The organism is Streptomyces sp. NPDC001732 (assembly GCF_053596315.1).
Genome location: NZ_JBSFFY010000003.1, coordinates 27,642 through 50,728, shown reverse-complemented (window position 1 = coordinate 50,728; position 23,087 = coordinate 27,642). Strand labels below are relative to the sequence as shown.

Below are 23,087 nucleotides of genomic sequence, written 5' to 3'. Positions count from 1 at the left end.
CTGGGCACGGCCACCGCCCGCGGGCCTCCCGGACGGTTCCCCGCCGCGGTCCGGGCCCCGAGGCAGCCGGGGCCGATGGCCCGTCCGGGTGGTCCGCGGGGTTCAGTCGCCGGGCTCGGGCCGGGGCGCGACGACCGAGCGGGCCCACCGGTAGTCGGCCTTGCCGCTCGGCGAGCGCCGGATCCGCCCGGCGATCACCAGCCGGCGCGGGATCTTGTAGCCCGCCAGCCGGCTCCTGCAGTGCGCCTGGATGTCGTCGAGCGAGGGCTCGGACGCCCCTTCGCGCAGCTGCACCACCGCCGCGACGCGGTTGCCCCAGCGTGCGTCGGGCGCCGCGGCGACCAGTGCGTCGTACACGTCCGGATGGGCCTTGAGCGCCTGCTCGACCTCCTCGGGGTACACCTTCTCGCCCCCGGTGTTGATGCACTGCGAGCCCCGGCCGAGGACCGTGACGATGCCGTCCGCGTCGACCGTCGCCATGTCGCCGAGCAGCACCCACCGCTCCTCGCCCCGCCGGAAGAACGTCTCCGCGGTCTTGGCAGGGTCGTTGTAGTAGCCCAGGGGTACGTGCCCGCGCTGGGCGATCCGCCCCGGCTCGCCCGGCGCCACCGGCTCGTACGTGGCCGGATCGACCACCGCCGTACGGGAGTTGACCCGGAGCCGGAAGCCGTTCTCCGGGCCCGAGTCGTCCGTCGCCGTGCCGTTGAACCCGGACTCCGAGGAGCCGAAGTTGTTCAGCAGCAGCACCGTCGGCACGAGCGCCTGGAACTCCGCGCGCACCGAGTCCGACATGATCGCGCCCGAGCTGGAGACGGAGAACATCGACGAGCAGTCGGTGCCCTTCAGCGGGCCCTTCAGCGCGTCGATCAGCGGTCGCAGCATCGCGTCGCCCACCAGCGACACGCTGGTGACCTTCTCCTTCTCGATCGTGCGGAGCACCGCCTGCGGATCGAACCTGCGGTGGAGCACGACCCGTTGCCCGAAGTTGAAGCCGATGAACGCGGTGAGGGTCGAGGTGCCGTGCATCAGCGGGGGAGTGGGGAAGAAGGTGATCCCGTCCCCGCCCGCCGCCACCCGCTCGGCCAGCTCCTGCGGGGTCTTCACCGGCTCGCCGGTCGGCGCGCCCCCGCCGAGCCCGGAGAAGAACAGGTCCTCCTGGCGCCACATCACCCCCTTGGGCATCCCGGTGGTGCCGCCGGTGTAGATGATGAACTGGTCGTCGGCCGAACGCGGCGGAAAACCGCGCTCCGGGCTCCCCTCCGCCTCGGCCTTCGTGAACGCGACCGCCTCCGGGCCCCGGGCGCCCGCCGCCGGGGTCCCCACCCGGACGAGGTGGCGCAGCAGCGGGGCCTTCGCCGCGGCCGCCGCGACCCGTTCGTCGAACTCGGCGTCGAAGACCAGGGCAGCCAGGTCCGCGTCCCGATAGAGGTAGGTCAACTCCTCTTCCACGTAGCGGTAGTTCACATTGACGGGCACGATCCGCGCCTTGAGGCAGGCCAGTACGGTCTGCAGGTACTCCACCCCGTTGTACAGGTGCAGCCCCAGGTGCTCGCCGGGGGCGATGCCCGCTCGGATCAGGTGGTGGGCGAGGCGGTTGGCGGCCGCGTCCAGCTGCGCGTACGTGAGCCGGCGCTCCGCACCGGTGCCGGGGTGGTCGAGGCAGACGAGCGCCTCGCGTTCCGGGACCGCGTCGACGACCGACTCGAACAGGTCGGCAAGGTTGTACTCCACCGTTCCTCCTGACCCCGGAAGCTGACTGGCTCGGCGGTCATTAGAGCGCCGGGAGCCACAAGTGGGAAGGGGAGCCGCCGAAGAAAACTGACTGACTGTCAGAAAACTATTGAACTGGGCCCCCGCCTACTGCAACCTGTTCTGGGCCGTGTCCGGCGCATCCCGCCCGGCGGCCCGGGGTCCCGAGACGGGAGGCAGGCAATGGGCGGTACGGAACACCTCACCGTGCGGCGCGAGGGCGCCACACTGGTGCTCACCCTGAACAGGCCGGAGGCGAAGAACGCACTCTCGCTCCCGATGCTGGTCGGGCTGTACGACGGCTGGCTGGCGGCCGACGAGGACGACACGGTCCGCTCGGTGGTCCTCACCGGCGCGGGCGGCTGCTTCTGCGCCGGAATGGACCTCAAAGCCCTGGCTGGCCAGGGCATGGAAGGGGAGCGGTACCGCCACCGGACGGCCGCCGACCCCGATCTGCACTGGAAGGCGATGCTGCGCCACCACCGCCCCCGCAAACCGGTGGTCGCCGCGGTCGAGGGCCACTGCGTGGCGGGCGGGACCGAGATCCTCCAGGGCACCGACATCCGGATTGCCGGGGCGGGCGCCACCTTCGGCCTCTTCGAGGTCCGGCGGGGCCTCTTCCCCATCGGCGGCTCCACGGTACGGCTGCCCCGCCAGATCCCCCGCACCCACGCCCTCGAAATGCTCCTCACCGGCCGCCCCTACAGCGCCGCCGAGGCCGCCGCCATCGGCCTGATCGGCCGGGTCGTCCCCGACGGCACCGCACTGGAGGAGGCCCTGGCCGTCGCCGAGCGGATCAACGCCTGCGGACCGCTCGCCGTCGAAGCCGTCAAGGCGTCCGTGTACGAGAGCGCCGAACTGGCCGAGACCGAGGGCCTCGCCGCCGAACTGGAACGCGGCCAGCCGATCTTCGCCACCGCCGACGCCCGCGAAGGCGCCCGCGCCTTCGCCGAGAAACGCCCACCCGTCTACCGTCGCGCCTGAGCCGAGGAGGCAACCGTGCCCGACACCCTCAGCGCACCACTCGTGGTCGAGTTCCCCTTCACCCGCTCCCTCGGCCCGGTCCAGAGCGCCTTCCTCACCGGACTGCGCGAACGCACCGTGCTCGGCGTCCGCACCGAGGGGGGAAAGATCCTGGTCCCGCCCGTCGAGTACGACCCCGTCACCGCCGAGGAGATCCGGGAACTCGTCGAGGTCGCCCCCACCGGCACCGTCACCACCTGGGCCTGGAACCCCGCACCGCGCCGCGGCCAGCCCCTCGGCACCCCCTTCGCCTGGGTCCTCGTCCGGCTCGACGGGGCCGACACCTCCCTCCTGCACGCCCTGGCCGCGCCCGGCCCGCACGCTGTGCGCACCGGCATGCGGGTACGGATCCGCTGGGCGGCCGAACGGACCGGCGCGATCACGGACATCGCCTGCTTCGAACCGTACGAGGGCGACGGGGGCGGGCCGCCCGTCCCGCACGACGGCACGTTCCCCGACCCCGTCACCGGCATCGTCACCCCCGCCCGGCTCGACTACCGGTACACCCCCGGCCGAGCCCAGAGCGCCTACCTCCAGGCCCTGTCCGAGCGGCGCATCGTCGGTGAACGCTGCCCGTCCTGCGCCAAGGTGTACGTACCGCCGCGCGGCGCCTGCCCCACCTGCGGCGTCGCCACCGCGGAACAGGTCGAGGTCGGCCCGCGCGGCACCGTGACCACGTACTGCGTCGTCAACATCAAGGCCGCTCACACGGCGAATCTCGACATCGAGGTCCCCTACGTCTACGCGCACATCGCGCTCGACGGCGCGGACCTCGCCCTGCACGCGCGGATCGGCGGCATCCCGTACGACCAGGTGCGCATGGGGCTGCGCGTCGAACCCGTCTGGACCGAGGGCGTACGCCACCCCGACCACTACCGGCCCACCGGCGAGCCGGACGCCGACTACGACGCGTACAAGGAGCTGCTCTAGATGCGAGACGTGGCGATCGTCGCCTTCGCGCAGACGGACCATCTGCGGCGCACCGACGAACTCTCCGAGGTCGAGATGCTGATGCCGGTCCTGCACCGGGTCCTCGACGCGACCGGCCTGCGGGCGGGCGACATCGGCTTCACCTGCTCCGGCTCCAGCGACTACCTGGCGGGCCGGGCCTTCTCCTTCACCATGGCGCTCGACGGCGTCGGCGCCCACCCGCCGATCTCCGAGTCCCACGTGGAGATGGACGGCGCCTGGGCCCTCCACGAGGCCTGGGTGAAGATCCGGGCGGGCGAGGCCGACACCGCGCTCGTCTACTCCTACGGCAAGTCCTCGCCCGGGGAGCTCCGCGACGTCCTCACCCGCCAGCTCGACCCGTACTACGTCGGCCCGCTCTGGCCGGACTCCGTCGCACTTGCCGCGCTCCAGGCCCAGGCACTGATAGACGCGGGCGACACGGACGAGGCCGCCCTCGCCGCGATCGCCGCCCGCAACCGCGCCGCCGCCGCGGACAACCCGCACGCCCAGCTCGCCGGCCCGGTCCCGGCCGGCGACTACGTCGTGCGACCGCTGCGCACCGGCGACTGCGCACCGATCGGCGACGGGGCGGCCGCCGTGATCCTCGCCGCCGGGGACACCGCCCGGCGGCTGTGCCCCCGCCCCGCCTGGATCCGCGGCATCGACCACCGCATCGAGGCGCCCGGCCTCGGCGTCCGCGAACTCACCTGCTCCCCCTCCACCCGGCTCGCCGCGACCCGTGCCGGATTCTTCGAACGCCCCGTGGACACCGCCGAGTTGCACGCCCCGTTCACCTCCCAGGAGGTGGTGCTGCGCAAGGCGCTCGGACTCGACGACGGCGTCGCCGTCAACCCGTCCGGCGGGGCGCTCGCCGCCAACCCCGTCATGGCCGCCGGGCTGATCCGGCTCGGCGAGGCCGCCGCCCGCATCCACCGCGGCGAGTCCGACCGGGCGCTCGCCCACGCCACCTCCGGGCCCTGCCTGCAGCAGAACCTGGTCGCCGTCCTCGAAGGGGAGAGCGCTCATGTCAGCTGAGCCCGTGGCCGTCGTCGGCGTCGGCCAGACCGCACACGTCTCCGCCCGCCGGGACGTCTCCATCGCCGGACTGGTCCGCGAGGCCGCCGTCCGTGCACTGGACGACGCCGGACTGACCTGGGCGGACATCGACGCCGTCGTCATCGGCAAGGCCCCCGACTTCTTCGAGGGCCTGATGATGCCGGAGCTCTACCTCGCCGACGCCCTCGGCGCGGTCGGCAAACCCGTGCTCCGGGTGCACACCGCGGGCTCCGTCGGCGGCTCCACCGCGCTCGTCGCCGCCAACCTGGTCTCCGCACGGGTGCACCGCACCGTCCTCGCGCTCGCCTTCGAGAAGCAGTCCGAGTCCAACGCCATGTGGGGCCTCTCGCTGCCGATCCCCTTCCAGCAGCCGCTGCTGGCCGGCGCGGGCGGCTTCTTCGCCCCGCACGTGCGGGCCTACATGCGGCGCACCGAGGCCCCCGACACGATCGGCTCCCTCGTCGCGTACAAGGACCGGCGCAACGCGCTCAGGAACCCGTACGCCCACGTCCGCGACCCCGGCATCACCCTGGAGAAGGTGCAGGCCGCACCGATGCTCTGGGACCCGATCCGCTACTCGGAGACCTGCCCGTCCTCCGACGGCGCCTGCGCGATGGTCCTCACCGACCGGGCCGGGGCGGACCGCTCGCCGCACCCGCCCGCATGGGTGCACGGCGGTGCGATGCGCAGCGAGCCGACGCTCTTCGCCGGCAAGGACTTCGTCTCCCCGAGGGCGGGCAGGGACTGCGCGGCCGAGGTGTACCGGCAGGCGGGGATCACCGATCCGCGACGGGAGATCGACACCGCCGAGCTGTACGTGCCGTTCTCCTGGTACGAGCCGATGTGGCTGGAGAACCTCGGCTTCGCCGACGAGGGCGAGGGCTGGAAGCTCACCGAGTCCGGCGCCACCGAACTCGACGGGGACCTGCCCGTGAACCCCTCGGGCGGAGTGCTCTCCACCAACCCCATCGGGGCCTCCGGCATGATCCGCTTCGCCGAGGCCGCGTTGCAGGTACGGGGCCGGGCGGGCGAACACCAGGTGGCGGGGGCCCGGAAGGCGCTCGGCCACGCGTACGGCGGCGGGGCGCAGTTCTTCTCCATGTGGCTGGTCGGATCCGAACCGCCCACCGGCTGACCGCGTGCGCCCGCCCGCCCGGTGGGTAGCGTGGTCCCCGTGAGTGGCGAACGCGATCTGCGGACCCTGCTGAGCGGTTTGCGACCGGAGCTGAACCCCGGCCGCTACGTCTTCACGACCGTGCCCGGCGGTGCGGTGCCCGAGGGGGTGAACCCGGTCGCCACCGTCGTCGAACCCGAAGGGCTGAGCCTGGTCCTGCCGGAGGCGGAAGCCGTCTCGGCGGGGCTGGACCACGACTGGGCCGCAGGCTGGATCACACTCCGTGTCCACTGCGCACTGGACGCGGTCGGGCTCACCGCCGCCGTCTCCCTGGCCCTCACCGATGCGGGACTGAGCTGCAACATCGTGGCCGGATTCCACCACGACCACCTCTTCGTCCCGTACGACCGGGCCGAGGAGGCCGTCCACGTGCTGGAGACACTGGCCGCGGAATCCGGCTGAGGGACGGCCCGGCGGGCCCCGGCGGGCCGACCCGGACCGCCCGGCCGACCCCTCCGCGACCGGCCGGGCGGGGCCGTCGGCGCTCCGGCCTGCGCGGACCCGACTCTGCAACGTGAGCCCGGACACGTACCATGTCTGCATGTCCTTCCTCCGCCGCCGTAGCGCCGCCACACCCGCGGGCCCCGACTTCGACGTCCTGGCCATGGACCCGGGGGACTGGCCCGGAAATCTCGGCGCCGGCCTGCTGCCCGCCCCCGACGGGAGCTGCCAGGGCGTCTTCCTGCGCTACGACCTGTTCGGCGGACGCGGCCCCGCGATGATCATCGGCAACCTCCCGGAGGGCTCGCCCGCCCGCGAGACCGAGGAGGGCCAGGTCCCGTTCGAGGTCGCCCAGCTGCTGCTCGCGCTGGAGAACGACGAGCCGGTCGAGGTCACCGGCACCGAGGACATGCCCGTCATGCAGGGCGACAACCTGCTGATCGTCCGCCGGGTCAAGCTCTCCGAAAGCCGCATCTCCTGCGTCCAGTTCGACCGCAGCGACGGCGTGCTCGTCACCATCGCCAGCTGGGACCGGCCGATCACCGACGACCTGTACACCCTCCTGAAGCCGCTGCCCGCCGAGCTGTTCCAGCAGGGCTGAGAGAAACGTCCCGCCTCGTGGCCGCCCGCCTCTCGCGGGCGGCCACGGGCATGCGGGCTCCCGCCCGGACGGCCGTTACACGCCGCTCGCCGCGGTCCGGGCGAACAACGCGGTCACCCGCGCCGCCGAGACACCGATCCCCGTGGGACCGCTGATGTGCCACGGAACGCCGCTGCCCCGCTGCAGGTCCTGCTCGCGGTAGCGCCGGCAGTCCCGGTGCCAGATCAGGATGCCCGCGAGCCAGTGCTTGAGCTCCTGCACATACCCGGCCAGGACCTCCCGCGCCTCCGCGTCCAGCCCGAAGTCGTCGTAGAGCACCGGCAGTTCACGCTCGGCCACGTGCAGGAACTGCCGCAGCCGCGACTTCATCAGGTCGTGCACGATCGCCACCCCGGTCGGGTAGTCCACCCCGAAGAAGTTCTGCACGACCAGGACGCCGTTGTGCACCTCGCCCTCGTACTCGATCTCCTTCTGGTACGAGAACAGGTCGTTGAGCAGACACGCGTAGTCCGCCGCCGCGTTCTCCAGGGAGCGCATCGGCCCGCTGTGGTAGATCTCCGGCGGAACCCTTTTCCCGTGCCCCAGCCTGCACAGGCTCATCGTGAGGTCGGAGCCGAAGGTCATGCGCCGCATCTCGACGTAGTCCACCGGGTCGGGGATGCGGTTCTGCACCTGGTTCGCCAGCTCCCACACCCAGCTCGCGGTCATGTCCTCGACCGCCTTCCGGAACGCCCGCCGCCCGCTCGCGTCCATCGGGGCCGAGGTCTTCGCCCAGAGGTCGGCAAGTCCCCGCTCCAGCGCGTTGACCGGCTCGGGCGTCGCGGACCCGTCCAGCGGCATGAACGACGACAGCCGCTCGTTGGCGAGCTTGGCCCCCGCCAGGTCCCGGGGCCGCCCGTGCACCACCGGGAACCAGTCGTCCCCGTACGTCCCCCAGGTCAGCCACTGCGACGCCAGATCGAGCTCCTCCGGCGTCGCGTCCGGGTGCAGCCCCGCCGCGCACAGCGGCAGATCGGTCGCGACGAGCCGCTCCTCGTCCCAGATGTGCGAACCGGGCACCCCCGGCTGCGCCTCCAGGATGCCCATGCGGTTCGCCCAGTCGACGATCCGCAGTCGCGCCCCGTCCAGATGGGGGCTGAGCGTCGTGCCGAAGGGCAGCTCGAAGTCGGGCAGCAGGGACGGGCCGACCCGCTGGTAGGGCACATGGGTGTGGCTGCGCAGCCGGGCCGACTCCGAACGGGGGGTGAACCGGAGCGAGGCCGCGGCCATGCCGAAGCCGGTCGAGGCCGCTTCGACCGCACCGTCGTTCATGTAACGGCTGGAGCGCATGTGCCACTCGTGACCGCCGGACTGCCAGTCCTGCAGGCCCTTGACGTACGCGAGGACCGCCGCGGCCTGGGCGGGATCGAGACCCTTCTCCGCGCAGAGCGGGCCGAGTTCGGTGAGGACGGTGTTCTCGAACTGCTGCAGCCGGGACGTCAGAAGGTCGTTCACGGCCTCGGCGGCCTCCTGCGTGGAACAGCCGAGGAAGCGTTCGAGGACCAGCACCCCGTTGCTGTTCTCGCCCTCCTCCTCGACCTCCCGCTGGTACGAGAAGAGGTCGTTGCGCAGATGCACGCCGTCGGAGAAGGCGTCCCGCAGCACCCGCAGCGCCCGCTCCCCGGCCACCCGCTCGGGCACCTCCGCGCCGGCCGCGTACTCCACGAGCCCCGCCGACCACGGCGCACCGCCCACCTTGCGGCGCATCTCGATGTACTCGACGGGGTTCGCGATGCGCCCCTCGTCGATGTTGGCGAGCTCCCACAGCGACTCGTTGAGCAGGTTCTTCGTCGCCTCGGCGAACCTGACCCGCCAGGCGTCGGACATGCTCGGCACCGTCCGCGCCCACAGGTCGGCCAGCCCCGCCTCGACCGGATTCGTGGGCTTCGGCACCGGGGCCCCGCGGTCCATCGGCATGAACGCGGGCAGCCGGTCCAGATACCGCTTGCCGCCCTCCCGGTCGCGGGTGCGCTTGAACAGCTCCAGGAAGTGGTCGTCGAAGAAGAAGACCCACACGTACCAGTCGGTGACCAGACAGAGGGCCTCGGACGAGCAGTCGGGATGGGTGTACGCGCACAGCAGCGCGTAGTCGTGGGAGTCGAGATCCTTCTCGTCCCAGATGCCCGAACCCTCCACCATCCCTATGCTGCGGGCCCACTTCTTGGTGTGCACCCGCGCCTCCTCGACGTGGGCGTTGAGCCGCGCCGGATACGGAACATAGAAGTCCGGCAGGGTGAAGGGCTGAGGCATGTACGTCCGGCCTTTCCTGGATCGCCGCACGGCTGTCGCGCGGGCTCGATCGTGTCCGCGCGAGCACTACCCTTCGGCCGTTCGGGGCACGCATATCCAGGATTAGTCAGATAAAAAGAACGCTCATGGCTGGTGCCCGAGATGCGCCCGATGTCGTGCGACCGCTCCGCAAGAACCGGGTAACGGGCCACCGTCGACCATTGGTCGAATCTTTCCGCGCGCAGGTCAGACCCCCTTTCAGTGGTCTGGTCCACTGGCTCGGCCCGTGGTCTCACCTGATCCCTTGACGCGCTGTCATGTCAGGTCGGAGAGTGTGCGCGCACAGCGGAAGAGCGAGATCGGATCACGCACGGCTCAACACGCACGGCTCCAAGAAGGGTTGTCATGACGTCCAAGCAGAGGACCGGACTCGCACTCGCGCTCACCGGCGTCGGCGCACTGAGCATGGCACTGCTCAGTCCCGTGGCGCAGGCCGGAGCGGACGGGGTGCGGCCGGAATGCCCGCGCAGCCTCGCGTGCGACTGGGTGCCGGCGGCCTACCAGCAGACGGGCGACCCCGCCGACAAGGAGACGTACGGGAACTACGACACCGCGGACCGGCCGCACACCAACAAGGTCCGGTTCATCGTCCTGCACGACACCGAGGAAGACTTCGACACCACCCTGAAGATCTTCCAGAACCCCCTGAAGCAGGCATCCGCCCACTACGTGGTGCGCTCGGCCGACGGCCACGTCACACAGATGGTCAAGGGCAAGGACGTGGCCTGGCAGGCGGGCAACTGGTACGTCAACAGCCACTCCATCGGCATCGAACAGGAGGGCGTCGCCGTCGACGGCGCCAAGTGGTACACCCCCGAGATGTACCGCTCGACCGCCAAGCTGGTGCGCTACCTCGCCGCCAAGTACGACATCCCGCTCGACCGCCAGCACATCATCGGCCACGACGGAGTGCCGCCCACCACCGCGGCCGGAACCAGGAACATGCACTGGGACCCGGGCCCGTACTGGGACTGGAACCGCTTCATGAAGCTGCTCGGCAAGCCCACGGTGCCGAGCGCGCCCCGGAACAGCGAACTCGTCACCATGAACCCGGACTTCAAGGAGAATCAGCAGCTCTTCCGCGACTGCGAGAAGGGCGTGGACCTGCCGGTCCAGGGCTCCAGCGCCGTCCCGCTGCGCACCGCGCCCTCCGCCGACGCGCCCCTCTTCTCCGACCCCGGCCTGCACCCCGACGGCTCGCCCGGCACGAACTGCGCCGCCGACTGGGGCAGCAAGATCAGCGCCACCCAGCAGGCGGTCGTCGCGGACCACGCCCCCGGCTGGACGGCGATCTGGTGGTACGGCCAGAAGGCGTGGTTCCAAACCCCGGCCCACACCCGGAACACCACCCCGACCTCCGGCTACGTGGTCAGGCCGAAGGACGGCCGCACGGACGTCCCGGTGTACGGGGTGGCGTACCCGGAGAAGTCCGAGTACCCCGCGGACTTCGGGGACAAGCGGGTGGGCTCGCCGCTCCCGTACACGATCAAGGCGGGCCAGTCGTACCCCGGCGGTGGCGAGGCACCCACGGGTTACTTCTACGCGCCGACGATCGACTCCTCGGCCCCCTTCGACCACACGTACTTCGCCGGCGGGCAGAAGTACGTGACGGTGCAGATCGGTCACCGGATCGCCTTCGTGAAGGCGGCCGACGTGGACATCGTCCGTACGCGCTGAACCACAACGACGCGCCGCGGACCCGGTGTGTCGGCACCGGGCCCGCGGCGCGTCCCTCTGGGCAGGGTCAGCGAGTGCCGACCGCGGCTCGTACGGCCCTGCGGGCCATGGCGCAGTCGTCGTGCAGCCGGCGCAGCAGCAGCCGCTGCTCCTCGCTCGACGACAGTGCCCCGGGCCGGTCCTGACCGGCACCGGCGGGCCCCGGATTGCGCATGGCCCGTTGGACAGCCGTCTCGTACGTGCGGATCTCCCGGGTCAGCACCAGCATGAGGTTCACCAGGAATGCGTCACGCGCCGCGGGCCCCTTGGCCTGGGCGAGCTGGCTGATCTGACGCCGCGCCGCGGGCGCGTCCCCGAGAACCGTCCAGAGCGTCGCCAGGTCGTAGCCCGGCAGGTACCAGCCCGCGTGCTCCCAGTCCACCAGCACCGGACCCGTGGGCGACAGCAGGATGTTGGAGAGCAGCGCGTCACCGTGACAGAACTGCCCCATGCTCTGCCGGCCGCCCGCGTGCGCCAGGCCGTGCAGCAGCTTCTGCAGGTCGCCCAGGTCCCGGTCGGTGAACAGCCCCAGCTCGTGGTAGCGGGAGATCCGCGAGGCGTAGTCCAGCGGGGCGTCGAAGAGCCCCGGGGCCGGCCGCCACTCGTTGACCCGGCTGATCGCCCCGAGCACGGCCCGCACATCGGCACGGGGCGGGGCCTCCGACGGGTGTCTGGTCAGCGCCGCCACCCGGCCGGGCATCCGCTCGATCACCAGCGTGCAGTTCTCCGGATCGGCCGCGATGAGACGCGGCACCCGCACCGGGGGACGGTGCCGGACGAACGCACGGTATGCAGCTATTTCGTGCCGGAATCGCTCTGCCCACGCGGGCGAGTGGTCAAGTAAGCACTTGGCGACCGCGGTCGTCCGTCCGGTGGAGCCGACGAGCAGGACCGAACGGCCGCTGCGGCGCAGTACCTGCACGGGATTGAACTCGGGGCAGATCCGCTGCACCGAGGCGATCACCATCCTCAGCTGCGCGCCCTGCGGGCCGGACAGGTCCAGCCGCCCGCTGAGCGCCGGACCACCGGGACCCGCGGGTCGACGCGGGCGGACCGTGCCGGGCACCGGGTGAGCGGTGTGCGGAGCGAGATACGGTCCGCCGCCCGCCCCCAGGGGACGGAGCGGCCGGGGCGGGGCGGTCACGGAGGACGATGCTGTGTACATGGGCGAGACAGATCCCTTCGCGCGCCGACAAGTTGCGTGCGCCGCCCCGGCCGGCGACCGTTCGGCACCCTGGGGAGTACCTAGGGCTGCCGGGCGGGGTGGCGCTTTCCTACCTGACACCGAACTTCGGGTGGCAGACCATGTGGCGTGCCCTGGCGAACCATGGCGAATAGTCGCAAGGCATCTGACAGGGGGTTACTGTCAACACAGCCGAGAACCTGGGGGCTTGACGTGACCGGAGAACCCAACACCCGCCTGTCCGACCTGTTCGGCCTCGCCGGCTGGTCCAAGGGCGAACTCGCGAGAATGGTGAACAGACAGGCGGCGGCCATGGGCCATCCGCAACTGGCCACCGACACCTCGCGGGTGCGGCGTTGGATCGACATGGGGGAGTCACCCCGCGATCCCGTGCCCGAGGTGCTGGCCGCCCTGTTCACCGAGCGACTCGGTCGTGTCGTGACCATCGAGGACCTCGGGTTCGGCCGGCGCGGGCGTGCAGGGAAGCGGCGGGGCGTCGGGACGCAGCAGAATCCCGACGGGCTGCCGTGGGCGCCCGACCGGACGGCAGCGGTCCTCACCGAATTCACGGGAATGGACCTCATGCTCAACCGACGCGGCTTGGTGAGCGCGGGCGCCGCGCTCGCCGCAGGATCGACCATCACCGGCCCCATGTACGACTGGCTGCACACGGATCCCGTGCTGGCGGCCGACGTCCCACGGATCGACGACCCCCTGTACGCGGAGGCGGCCGGTTTCGACCGGTACGAGGCCGCACCCATCGGCTCGGAGGAGATCGAAGCGCTCGAACGGTCCGTCGAGGTGTTCCGCGCCTGGGACGCGTCACGGGGCGGCGGCCTCCAGCGCAAGGCCGTGGTGGGCCAGCTCAACGAGGTGGGCGGCATGCTCGCCTACCGCCACCCCGAACACCTGCGACGCCGTCTGTGGGGCGTGGCGGCCAACCTGGCGGTGCTCGCGGGGTGGATGTCCCACGACATCGGACTCGAACCGACCGCCCAGAAGTACTTCGTCATCGCGGCCCACGCGGCGCGCGAGGGCGGGGACCGCCCACGGGCGGGCGAGGCGCTCTCCAGAGCGGCCCGGCAGATGGTCCACCTCGGCCGTCCCGACGACGCCCTGGACCTGATGAAGCTCGCCAAGTCCGGTTCGGGCGACACGGTGCTCCCGCGCACCCAGGCGATGCTGTACACCATCGAGGCGTGGGCACAGGCGTCCATGGGCCGGGGCCAGGCGATGCGGCGCACGCTCGGCAAGGCCGAGGAGCTCTTCGTCTCGGACAGGACCGATGTGCCGCCGCCCAGTTGGATGCAGATGTTCGACGAGGCGGACCTGCACGGCATGCAGGCCCTGGCGTTCCGCACCCTCGCCGAGCACGATCCGTCGGCGGCGATCGTGGCCCAGCGCCACGCCAGGCAGGCGCTGGAGCTCCGGCCCGGCGGACGCCAGCGGTCCAAGATCTTCGACTACATCTCGCTCGCCTCGGCGTGCTTCATCGCCGACGATCCCGAGCAGGCGGACCGCTACGCGCGACTCGCCTTGGTGACGATGGGGGAGACCTCCTCGCACCGCACCTGGGACCGACTGCGCGAAATGTACCGGCTCACCGGCCAGTTCGCGGGCTACGCGAAGATCAAGGACCTGCGCGAGGAGATCAAGCTCTCCATGCCGCAGGCCATCGTCAAGCAGCCGAGGCGTTCCGCGGAGATCTGACCGGGGGCGCCACGACGAGGGGCGCCGACCGTCGACCGTCCGGACGCCACGGTCCGGCTGACGTCATGTCGTCCGACCGTAGCGGTCCGGCCCAACCACCGTCCGACCATCGGCCGCTCGGGCACTGCTCCGTGAACAGGCGGATTCGCCCTGCCGTGCCTCGTGCGCTGTCGCGGGTGTCCGTTCCTTTCGTACGGGTGCCGCCGTGCCGTGCTACGCCCCGAGGCGGGCGACGAGCACGCACGCGTCGTCCAGGCGCTCGGTGCCACCGAACTCCGTGAGGACGATCCGCAGGCACTCCTGCGCCGAACCGGCCTGTGCGAAGCGCGGTGCCAGAGCGAGCAGCGCGTCCGGCTCCGCATCCCGGCCGTGGGGACGGTTCAGCCCGTCGGTGCGCAGCACCAGCACATCGCCCGGCAGCAGGTGCACTTCGTCCTGCTCGTACGTGACCCCGGAGGTCGCGCCGAGCAGAACCCCGTCCGGTGGGGGCAGCGGGCGCCCCTTCCCGGCGCGGAACAGCAACGGCGCGGGATGCCCGGCCTGGGCCCAGGTCAGGGCGCCGGTCGCCGGATCGAACCGGCAGCACACCGCGCTGCCGAGAGCGGGTTGGACGGAGGTTTCCAGCAACTGGTTGAGATGTCCCATGAGAACGCCCGGCTCGATTCCGGCCACGGCCATTCCGCGCAGCGCGCCCAGCAGCATTGCCATGGCCGAGGTGGCCTGGATGCCGTGGCCGGTCAGGTCGCCGACCGTGAGGACGGTTCTGCCGTCCGGCATGTCCAGCGCGTCGTACCAGTCGCCGCCGATGAGTGAACTCGACTCCGAGGGGAGGTAGTGGGCCGCGACGTCCAGCGCGCCGGCTCCTCGCGCGGGGGACCGTGACGAACCCCGCCACGGGGGGAGCACGGCCTGCTGGAGCTCCACGGCCATGCGGTGCTCGGTCCACGCCCTGTCCTGGCGGCGACGGAGCGTGTCGTGGCTCTGTCGCACCGCCTGCTGGCTCCGCCGCAGTTCGCTGACGTCGCGCAGGACGGCCCACATGGAGGCGGTGCAGCCGTCCGTGTCGAGGACGGGCTCGCCCATCATGTGGAGCGTGCGGGTCCGGCGGTCGGGCCGCACGATGCGGAACTCGCCGTCTATCGGCTTCCCGTCCACCAGACAGCCCGTCACCAGCGCGGTGAGCAGGGGTTGGTCCTCGGGAACGAGGGTGGAGGGGAGTTCGTCCAGCGAGAGCGGGCCGGCTTCGGGGGACCTGCCGAAGATCGGGAACAGCTCCTCGGACCAGCTGACCTCGTCGGTGAGCAGATTCCACTCGGCGCTGCCCACCCGGCCGATCAGCGATCCCTGCCCCGATTCCTCGGGGGGCTCCGCCGCGACGTCCTGCGGCGGCGGGCCCCCGAGCTGCTCCGGCAGCTGCGGTCGCAGGCCGTCCCGCAGTTGCCCCAGATGCGTACCGAGGTTGTCGAGGTGGCGGACCGCCAGGTCGCAGAGCGCCCGCTGCCACCGCGCCTGCGGGTCCTCCTCGTCCACCGGGACCGCGTCGCGCCGCACGGCATCCACATCGCCGCGCAGCCGCCGGGTCCGGTCGATCAACGCGGCCACGGCATCGTGCTCGGGCGGTTGGGGGGCGGGGCGGTCCGCGGACAGCGGGGACGGCATCTCTACTCCGATACAGGCACGGCGCGGCCAGGTCTGAAGGGTGGACCGAAGACGACTGTGGCACAGGCCGGAGGAGCCCGTAAGGGGTTTGGCAACACTCGATGGGCTGTTGCTCCTGGCATATGCCACAGGCTGCGCGATGCGTCGATCCGTCGAACAGCTTTGCTGGCGGCGGACGTTGGCGCAAGTGATCCGGAGTGTGCAGACGGTTGCGCGCCCGCGCGTGTTCTCGCGGTCCATGCGCCGGGCCGGAAGGTGGCGAATGCGAAGAGGGGGCGCCCCGGGCGGTGACGGACTGCATGTCCACGGCTCCGGAGCGCGGGGTTCCGCCCCCGTTCCCGACCGGGGTGCGGGGGTGGGAATGCGGCCGGGTACTGCCGCGTTACGACACCAGAACGAAAACGAAACCCATTCCAATGAAGGGGTGGGGTTCGGTGGAGAGGAAGTCCGGAGGTGCCCATGGCCCGCAATGAGACCCGTCCCGTCGTGACGCTCCGGTCGACGGCCGGAACGGGGTGGAGCTACGTGACCCGCAAGAGTCGTCGGAACGATCCCGACCGGCTGGTCCTGCGCAAGTTCGACCCCGTCGTGGGGCGGCACGTGTCGTTCCGCGAGGAGCGCTGACCCGCCGGCCCGGAGGCGTCCCGTCTCCCGCGTCGCCCGCAGGGGTGGCGCTCCCGCAGCAGCAGAGGAGGGAATGGGCATGAAGCCCCGTATCCACCCCGTCTCCCGGCCGGTGGTCTTCCGTGACCGGGCCGCGGGAGCCGCCTTCCTGATCCGTACGACCGCGACCGCGGACGAGCGGGTGACCTGGGAGGACGGCCGGAGCTACCCGGTGATCGACGTGGAGACCTCGTCGGCGAGCCACCCGTTCTGGACCGGGGGCCGACAGGTGCTCGACCCGGCCGGCCGCGTCGAGCGCTTTTGTCGCCGCTACGGTGCCGAGGCGCCCGTCGGCGGCTGAGTGGCTCCATCGGCGGCCCGCCCCCGGTGCTGTGAGTCACAAGTCGGGGGCGGGTTTCCGGGAACGGAGCGTGGTGGTTTATCGTTCACCTACATGTGGATGTCGCGTACCGCGCCCACAGGACAAGCCGCCCCGGCTGGATTCCCCCGATCCGGCCGGGGCTTCTCCTCGACTCCGTCCTTTCGCCGCCCGCATTGGTCGGCCGTGCCGCCCCGGAGCCGTTCCCGGGGCCCCGCAGGGGCACCCGACCGGCCCACGAGCGATTGCGGAACCTCCATGTCCGACCCAGCGTGGGGTGACGTCGTGTGTGCCGATGGCGTACGGACCACCCCCCGACGAGGAGCGACATGGCTGACGCCCAGTGGAGTCCGGCGCCCAGGGCATGGGTCGCCGACGAGCGGCTGCCCGTGCTGGATGTCATCGAGCCACCGCGCCAGCGCCGACTCACCGTCCTGCTGCGGCTGTTGCTCCTGGTCCCGCACTTCGTCGTGCTGTTCTTCCTGGACCTCGCCGCAGTGGTGATCGTGGTCCTCGGCTGGTTCGCCGCCCTGTTCCTGGGCAGGCTGCCCGGACCGGTCTTCCGTTTCCTCGCCGGATACCTCGGCTACCACCTACGGGTCGGTGCGAGCAGCCTGCTGCTCGTGGACCGCTACCCGCCGTTCACCCTCGACCCGGCGCCGGACTACCCGGCCCGCATCGAGGTCGCCCCCACCACGCTCAACCGGCCGGCCGTCCTCTTCCGTCTGGTCCTGATGATTCCGGCGGCGATCGTGCAGGGCCTCGTCCTGTCCGGCTGGTGGACGGTGGCGATCGTTTGGTGGCTGATCACCCTGATCCTGGGCCGCATGCCGCGTCCCCTCTTCGAGGCCACGGCCGCCACGCTCCGCTACACGATGCGCTTCTACGCCTACTCCCTGATGCTCACCCCGGCGTACCCCAAGGGCTTCTTCGGCGACGACGACCTCTCCGTACCGCGACAGCAGATGCGTTCCGCCACCCGGCCGCTCGTCATGAGCGGCACGGGGAAGGCACTGCTCGTCCTGTTCCTGGTGCTCGGCGCGGCCACTTCCCTCACCACCTCCACCACGAGCACCTGGACGACCGAGTACGACGACGAGATGTGAAATCCCTGGCTCGCCCCGCGGCGCACGAGGCATGATCATGCGATGACATGGACCGCACCCGAAGTGACACGCAAGTCCGGCTCGCTGGTGGCCGATGAGCGGGAGATGCTCACGGACTACCTCGCGTGGTTCCGCAGCACCCTTCTGCACAAGTGCGCGGGCCTGACCGGGGAACAACTCGCCGAACAGACCGTCGAGCCGTCCAACCTCACGCTCCTGGGGCTGATCCGCCACATGGCGAAGGTCGAACGCGTCTGGTTCCGGGAGCGGTTCGCCGGCCGGACGCTCGACCCGATGTACGACCCGGAGAAGGGCAAGGACGCGGACTTCGAGGACCTCGACCCGGCCCGCGCCGCCGAGGACCATGCCCGCCTCGTCGAGGAATGGCGGCTGGCGGACGAGATCGTCGCGGGTGCCTCGCTGGACGACACCTTCACCCACGCCGGGGAGGTGTACTCACTGCGCATGATCCATCTGCACATGATCGCCGAATACGCGCGCCACATCGGCCACGCCGACCTGGTGCGCGAGCGTCTCGACGGGGTGACGGGAGGGTGACGCGTCCCTGAGAACGGCCGGGTCTCCACGGCGCGGCGGACGCCGCCGAACGCGTCCGGACCGCCCGGTCCCCGCCCGGTCCGGAGCCGACCGGGCAAGGGGACCACGGGGAAGGGCCCGCTACGTCGCGAGGCCGTCAGGAGCGGGTGCGCGCCGGGCATGCGGGACGGCGGGGACGTCGGGTGCGGCATGCCGCTCCTGGGGCCGGTGCGCCGGTTCCCCGGCGGCCGGCCGCAGGTCGGTCCAGTAGATGTCGAGCATCGTGCGCAGAGTCGTCGGTTCCTGGGTGGGGCCCGTGGGCACGGTCAGCCGGTCGAGGTGCCGCCACAGCTCGTGGTCCGCCGGCTCGGCGACGCCGCCGTCGCGGGCGTGGACCGCCTGGTGGCGCTGGACGGCCAGGGCCAGTTCACGGAGCGTCTCCCGGCTCTGCTGACCCGAGCTGTGGCTCTGCGCGCGGTTCACGTTCCGCTGCTCCTCGCCCAGTTCGGAGATGGCCCGCTGGACCCGCTGGTGAAAATTGGCGGTGCGGCGGCGCAGCGACTCGAACTCGGCGCGCGTCGCGAACCATTCGCGCTTGCCGGCCTCGCCCCGGGCGAGGCACTGGGCGTGGAACTCCTCCCGCTCGGTCTTGCGGCGGCGCAGGACGCTCGCGGTCCGTTCGTGGACGTGGGTGAGGATCTTCCGGGCCCGCGGCAGATTGTCGGGGTGGGTGATCGCCTCCCATGTTCTCGCGTCACGGGTGGGCGGGTGGATGTTCGAGGTGAGCATCTGCTCGAACTCCTTGTCGGCGAGCTGTGCGAGGTCCTGGGCGTCCACTACTGGCCTCCAAGCCGGTGTTGGGCGGTATGGGTCCAGCGTGGCGTACCGCACAGACAAGCACGTAGAAATCCGGAAATGGAATGCGCCAAAGCTGAGGGCCGCGGCAGGGTGGTCGCGAGGGCCCGGCGGCCGCCAGCCGGCGGTCCCGCACCGGCCGGCGGCCGACCGGCCCCGACCGGTGCGGGACCGTACCGGCAGCGTGTACGGCACACCCCACCGACGTCGTACGCGGTCCCCGGATCCGCGCCGTGACAGCGGCGGTCCACGGCGGGCCGCCGACCCCTCGTGAGGTGCAGGGACCGTCGTTCGGCTGTCCGAAACCGTACGTTCCCCAGGACTTCCACCACCGGTGGCGCACACCTCGGCCCGGGGCGGGCGGCCGTCGCACCGCTCAGGAGCGCCACCACGGCGCACGGACCTCGTCGTTCTTCAGGACCCCGCAGTTGAGGCCGTTGACGACCTCGTCCGCCTCGATGTCCCAGCCGACGACACCGTTGCCCTGGCGGCCCAGCTCCACCAGGCGCGCTCGCTCGGCCCCCTGCCCGGTGTCGATGTCGCACTCCACGACGCAGGCCGTCACCAATGGGCGGACGAGCGGGGCGCCCGGCCGTACACGGGCGCTGCTCCGGGCGACGAAGTAGGCGTACGTGATGCGCGAGACCACGACGGAGAGCACCGTGGTGAGCAGCGCGTTGCCGAGGAACACGCCGATCAGGACGTTGGGCCGGTTGGCCGGTTCCATGGCGACGAGCGCCTCGCTCGCCGCGCCACCGCCGCCCAGCGTCCAGGCCAGTTTGAGGACGGGCACGGCGAAGACGACCGCCAGCAGTACGAGGGGACCGGGGCCGCCGTGGAGGTCCTCCGACTCTTCGCTGTTGCTCATGGCCCAAGTCTTGGCGGGGGCCCGGAACCAGGCGAGGCGACCGTACGGGGCCGCCCCGCCGGGCGGTGGGCAACGGGCCGGTGGCCCGGCACGGACGGGCGGTCCGGTGCGGTGCGGCGAGGGGGCGGCCCGGGGCACGCGGCACGGAGGCGGTACGGGGAGCGGAAGCCCGGCCGGACGTCACCCGATCGGCGGTCTCCGGGCCGGTCCGTCACCCGGCCGGGGCGTCCGTGCCGCCATGACGAAAGCCGACCGCGGACGGCGGGCGATCCTCCCCGGCGTTGCGGGACCCCGCCCACGTTGGTCTAGTGAAAACACCTTCCCAGGGGCCGCGAGGAGACCTCGACGACCGATGAACCCCCGGATCCGGCGCACGGCGGTCCGGTCCGACGATTCCTCGCGCCCTCTCCCCGCCCCGCACACACCGGATGGTGATCATGACCATGTCCTCCTTCGGCTCCTTCGGCGGCCCGGACCCGTTCTCCGAACTGCTCAACCGCTTCTTCGGGATGTCTCCCGCCTCCTCGCCTCCCCAGGTGCAGCGGGTCCCCATCGGGCGGCTGCTGACGGAGTCGGCCCGTGAGCTGATCGGCCGCGCGACCACGCGCGCGACCGGCGACGGCAGCCGGGACCTGGACACCGAGCACCTGCTGTGGGCCGCCACCCAGGTGGAACCGGCACGCACCCTGCTCGCACGGGCCGGCGCCGATCCCGAACAACTGGCCAAACAGATCGAGGACGTCCTGCCCGGGGAGAGCGCCACACCGTCCGCGGAACCGAGCCTGACGCCCGCCGCCAAGCGCGTACTGCTCCGGGCGTACGAGCGCTCGCAGGCGGCCGGGGTCTCCTACATCGGGCCCGAGCACATCCTCGGCGCGCTCCTGGACACCAGGGAGTCCGGCGCGGCCAGACTGCTCGGCGCCTACGGCACGGACACCGACCGACTGCGGCGCGAGGCGGACAGTACGGCGAGGGCCGAGGGCACTTTGGCGACCGGTACGAGCGACACCCCCACGCTCGACGAGTACGGACGGGACCTGACCGAGGCGGCGAAGGCCGGGAAGCTCGACCCCGTCGTCGGCCGGGCCGACGAGATCGAGCAGACCGTGGAGGTCCTCTCGCGGCGTTCGAAGAACAACCCGGTGCTCATCGGGGAGCCCGGTGTCGGCAAGACCGCGATCGTCGAGGGCATCGCCCAGCGCATCGTGTCCGGGGACGTCCCCCGGACGCTCAAGGACAAGCGGGTGGTCGCCCTCGACCTCTCCGGGCTGGTGGCCGGCGCCCAGTACCGGGGCCAGTTCGAGGAACGGCTGAAGAACGTCATCGACGAGGTCGGGGCCGCCTCGGACTCGACGATCCTGTTCATCGACGAACTGCACACGGTGGTCGGCGCGGGGGCGTCCGGCGAGGGCGCGATGGACGCGGGCAACATCCTCAAACCCGCCCTGTCGCGGGGCGAACTGCACGTCGTCGGCGCGACGACCATCGACGAGTACCGCAAGTACATAGAGAAGGACGCCGCTCTGGAACGCCGCTTCCAGCCCGTCATGGTGCCCGAGCCGACGGTCGACGAGACCGTCCAGATCCTGGAGGGCCTGCGGGACTCCTACGAGGCGCACCACCAGGTCCGCTTCGCCGACGACGCGCTGGTGGCGGCGGCCGAACTCTCCGACCGTTACATCGGCGACCGCTTCCTGCCGGACAAGGCCATCGACCTCATGGACCAGGCGGGCGCCAGGGTGCGGCTGCGGTCGCTCGGCAGGTCCACCGAGGTCGTCTCCCGCGAGGACCGGCTCGCCGAGCTGAAGCGGGAGAAGGACGAAGCGGTGGCGGCCGAGGACTTCGAGAAGGCGTCCGGTCTGAAGGAAGAGATCGCCGAGACCGAGGCCGAACTCGCCGGCATCGAGGAACGGCGCGAGGGCGTCATGGACGTCACCACCACCGACATCGCCGATGTCGTCTCCCGCCGCACCGGCATTCCGGTCGCACAGCTCACCGCCGGCGAGAAGGAGAAGCTGCTCGCACTGGAGGACGCGCTGCACTCCCGCGTGGTCGGCCAGGACGAGGCGGTCACCGCGATCGCGGAAGCGGTGCGCCGCAACCGCGCGGGCATGGGCGACCCGAACCGCCCGGTCGGCTCCTTCCTCTTCCTCGGCCCCACCGGTGTGGGCAAGACCGAACTCGCCAAGGCACTGGCGGATCTGCTGTTCGGCGACGAGAAGCGCATGGTCCGCTTCGACATGAGCGAGTTCCAGGAGAAGCACACCATCTCGCGGCTCGTCGGCGCGCCTCCCGGATACGTCGGCCACGAGGAGGCCGGGCAGCTCACGGAGAAGGTGCGCCGCCGGCCGTACAGCGTGCTGCTCTTCGACGAGGTGGAGAAGGCCCACCCCGACATCTTCAACGCGCTGCTCCAGGTCCTCGACGACGGGCGCCTCACCGACGCGCAGGGACGGACGGTGGACTTCCGCAACACCGTGGTCATCATGACCTCCAACATCGGTGCCCAGCGCATCCTCGCCCACAAGGGGGACGTCTCCGAGATCCGGGACGACCTCATGGGCGACCTGCGGGGCCACTTCCCGCCGGAGTTCCTCAACCGCGTCGACGAGACGATCATCTTCCACGGCCTGGGCAAGGACGACCTCGGCCGCATCGTCGACCTCATGCTGGACGGCAGCAGGCGCCGCGTCCGCGCCCAGGGGCTGGAGCTGGACATCACCGAGGCGGCGAAGACCCTGCTCGTCGCGCACGGCCACCAGCCGGAGTTCGGGGCCCGCCCGCTGCGCCGCACGATCCAGACCGAACTCGACAACCGCGTCGCGTCCCTGTTGCTGAGCGGTGAGGCGGAGCCGGGCGACACCATCGTCGCCGACGTCCGGGACGACGCCCTGGTCTGCACGATCGGCCGCCCGAAGCCCTCCGACGAGCCCGGGGCCGGGGTCGGATCCGGGACCACCAGTACCGGGCCCGAGGCCGCCGGAGCCGGGTGACCATCACCTGAGCCGGAGCCGGAGCCGGAGCCGGAGCCGGAGCCGGAGCCGGAACCGGAGCCCTCCGGCCGGGGCGAGTCCAGTGCGCTCAAGGTGTGCGGGATCCCCGCCCCGGGCCCCGGCCCGCCCCGGTCCGGCCCACGGGAGGGCGGCAG

The 23,087-nt window shown here is 71.5% G+C and carries 19 protein-coding genes; 13 read left to right on the top strand and 6 right to left on the bottom strand.

Annotation, left to right across the window (positions count from 1 at the left end; genetic code table 11):
- Positions 1 to 102: 102 nt before the first annotated feature.
- The gene (locus ACWCXX_RS05245) at positions 103 to 1,731 is read right to left on the bottom strand and encodes an acyl-CoA synthetase (RefSeq protein WP_451124478.1); all 1,629 of its coding nucleotides are present in this window, start codon (positions 1,729 to 1,731) and stop codon (positions 103 to 105) included.
- 201 nt (positions 1,732 to 1,932) lie between these two features.
- Between ACWCXX_RS05245 and ACWCXX_RS05240 the strand changes: the two genes are divergently transcribed.
- The 6 genes from ACWCXX_RS05240 to ACWCXX_RS05215 all read left to right on the top strand — a co-directional run bounded on the left by ACWCXX_RS05240 (position 1,933) and on the right by ACWCXX_RS05215 (position 6,995).
- Entirely contained in the window at positions 1,933 to 2,733 is an 801-nt protein-coding gene (locus ACWCXX_RS05240) for a crotonase/enoyl-CoA hydratase family protein (RefSeq protein ID WP_451124476.1), read from the top strand.
- A gap of 15 nt (positions 2,734 to 2,748) precedes the next feature.
- The gene (locus ACWCXX_RS05235; protein ID WP_451124474.1) at positions 2,749 to 3,702 is read left to right on the top strand and encodes a Zn-ribbon domain-containing OB-fold protein; all 954 of its coding nucleotides are present in this window, start codon (positions 2,749 to 2,751) and stop codon (positions 3,700 to 3,702) included.
- Positions 3,703 to 4,758: a thiolase domain-containing protein gene (locus ACWCXX_RS05230; protein ID WP_451124472.1), complete on the top strand. Its 1,056-nt coding sequence runs from the start codon at positions 3,703 to 3,705 to the stop codon at positions 4,756 to 4,758.
- Complete coding sequence (locus ACWCXX_RS05225; RefSeq protein ID WP_451124470.1) at positions 4,748 to 5,914, top strand: thiolase domain-containing protein; 1,167 nt, start codon at positions 4,748 to 4,750, stop codon at positions 5,912 to 5,914. The genes ACWCXX_RS05230 and ACWCXX_RS05225 overlap by 11 nt, the downstream gene beginning before the upstream one ends.
- A gap of 39 nt (positions 5,915 to 5,953) precedes the next feature.
- Complete coding sequence (locus tag ACWCXX_RS05220) at positions 5,954 to 6,355, top strand: ACT domain-containing protein (RefSeq protein ID WP_451124468.1); 402 nt, start codon at positions 5,954 to 5,956, stop codon at positions 6,353 to 6,355.
- A 139-nt stretch (positions 6,356 to 6,494) separates the two neighbouring features.
- Complete coding sequence (locus ACWCXX_RS05215) at positions 6,495 to 6,995, top strand: hypothetical protein (RefSeq protein WP_018550733.1); 501 nt, start codon at positions 6,495 to 6,497, stop codon at positions 6,993 to 6,995.
- A 75-nt stretch (positions 6,996 to 7,070) separates the two neighbouring features.
- Here ACWCXX_RS05215 and ACWCXX_RS05210 read toward each other — a convergent pair whose 3' ends face one another.
- Entirely contained in the window at positions 7,071 to 9,284 is a 2,214-nt protein-coding gene (locus ACWCXX_RS05210; protein ID WP_451124466.1) for a terpene synthase family protein, read from the bottom strand.
- Between the two features lie 384 nt (positions 9,285 to 9,668).
- Between ACWCXX_RS05210 and ACWCXX_RS05205 the strand changes: the two genes are divergently transcribed.
- Positions 9,669 to 11,000, top strand: coding sequence for an N-acetylmuramoyl-L-alanine amidase (locus ACWCXX_RS05205; protein ID WP_451124464.1), 1,332 nt, complete (start codon positions 9,669 to 9,671; stop codon positions 10,998 to 11,000).
- Between the two features lie 67 nt (positions 11,001 to 11,067).
- Here ACWCXX_RS05205 and ACWCXX_RS05200 read toward each other — a convergent pair whose 3' ends face one another.
- Entirely contained in the window at positions 11,068 to 12,204 is a 1,137-nt protein-coding gene (locus ACWCXX_RS05200) for an aminoglycoside phosphotransferase family protein (protein WP_451124462.1), read from the bottom strand.
- A 231-nt stretch (positions 12,205 to 12,435) separates the two neighbouring features.
- Here ACWCXX_RS05200 and ACWCXX_RS05195 point away from each other — a divergent pair, with 231 nt between their 5' ends.
- Complete coding sequence (locus ACWCXX_RS05195) at positions 12,436 to 13,932, top strand: DNA-binding protein NsdB (protein ID WP_451124460.1); 1,497 nt, start codon at positions 12,436 to 12,438, stop codon at positions 13,930 to 13,932.
- A 213-nt stretch (positions 13,933 to 14,145) separates the two neighbouring features.
- Here ACWCXX_RS05195 and ACWCXX_RS05190 read toward each other — a convergent pair whose 3' ends face one another.
- Positions 14,146 to 15,591, bottom strand: a complete 1,446-nt coding sequence (locus ACWCXX_RS05190; RefSeq protein ID WP_451124458.1) for a PP2C family protein-serine/threonine phosphatase — start codon at positions 15,589 to 15,591, stop codon at positions 14,146 to 14,148.
- A gap of 459 nt (positions 15,592 to 16,050) precedes the next feature.
- Here ACWCXX_RS05190 and rpmG point away from each other — a divergent pair, with 459 nt between their 5' ends.
- The 4 genes from rpmG (at position 16,051) to ACWCXX_RS05170 (ending at position 18,237) form a co-directional block, all read left to right on the top strand.
- Positions 16,051 to 16,215, top strand: coding sequence for a 50S ribosomal protein L33 (rpmG, locus tag ACWCXX_RS05185; protein ID WP_451124456.1), 165 nt, complete (start codon positions 16,051 to 16,053; stop codon positions 16,213 to 16,215).
- A 79-nt stretch (positions 16,216 to 16,294) separates the two neighbouring features.
- Positions 16,295 to 16,555 (top strand): type B 50S ribosomal protein L31, encoded by a 261-nt coding sequence (locus ACWCXX_RS05180; RefSeq protein WP_451124454.1) that lies wholly within the window; start codon positions 16,295 to 16,297, stop codon positions 16,553 to 16,555.
- 347 nt (positions 16,556 to 16,902) lie between these two features.
- On the top strand, positions 16,903 to 17,679 hold the full coding sequence (locus ACWCXX_RS05175) for a DUF4389 domain-containing protein (RefSeq protein ID WP_451124452.1): 777 nt from the start codon (positions 16,903 to 16,905) through the stop codon (positions 17,677 to 17,679).
- Positions 17,680 to 17,721: 42 nt separating this feature from the next.
- Positions 17,722 to 18,237, top strand: coding sequence for a DinB family protein (locus ACWCXX_RS05170; RefSeq protein WP_451124450.1), 516 nt, complete (start codon positions 17,722 to 17,724; stop codon positions 18,235 to 18,237).
- Between the two features lie 120 nt (positions 18,238 to 18,357).
- Here ACWCXX_RS05170 and ACWCXX_RS05165 read toward each other — a convergent pair whose 3' ends face one another.
- Entirely contained in the window at positions 18,358 to 19,053 is a 696-nt protein-coding gene (locus ACWCXX_RS05165) for a hypothetical protein (protein WP_451124448.1), read from the bottom strand.
- Positions 19,054 to 19,447: 394 nt separating this feature from the next.
- Positions 19,448 to 19,939, bottom strand: coding sequence for a hypothetical protein (locus tag ACWCXX_RS05160; RefSeq protein WP_451124446.1), 492 nt, complete (start codon positions 19,937 to 19,939; stop codon positions 19,448 to 19,450).
- Positions 19,940 to 20,376: 437 nt separating this feature from the next.
- On the opposite strand from ACWCXX_RS05160, the gene ACWCXX_RS05155 reads away from it, so the two are divergent.
- The gene (locus ACWCXX_RS05155; protein ID WP_451124444.1) at positions 20,377 to 22,932 is read left to right on the top strand and encodes an ATP-dependent Clp protease ATP-binding subunit; all 2,556 of its coding nucleotides are present in this window, start codon (positions 20,377 to 20,379) and stop codon (positions 22,930 to 22,932) included.
- The last annotated feature ends 155 nt before the right edge of the window (positions 22,933 to 23,087 follow it).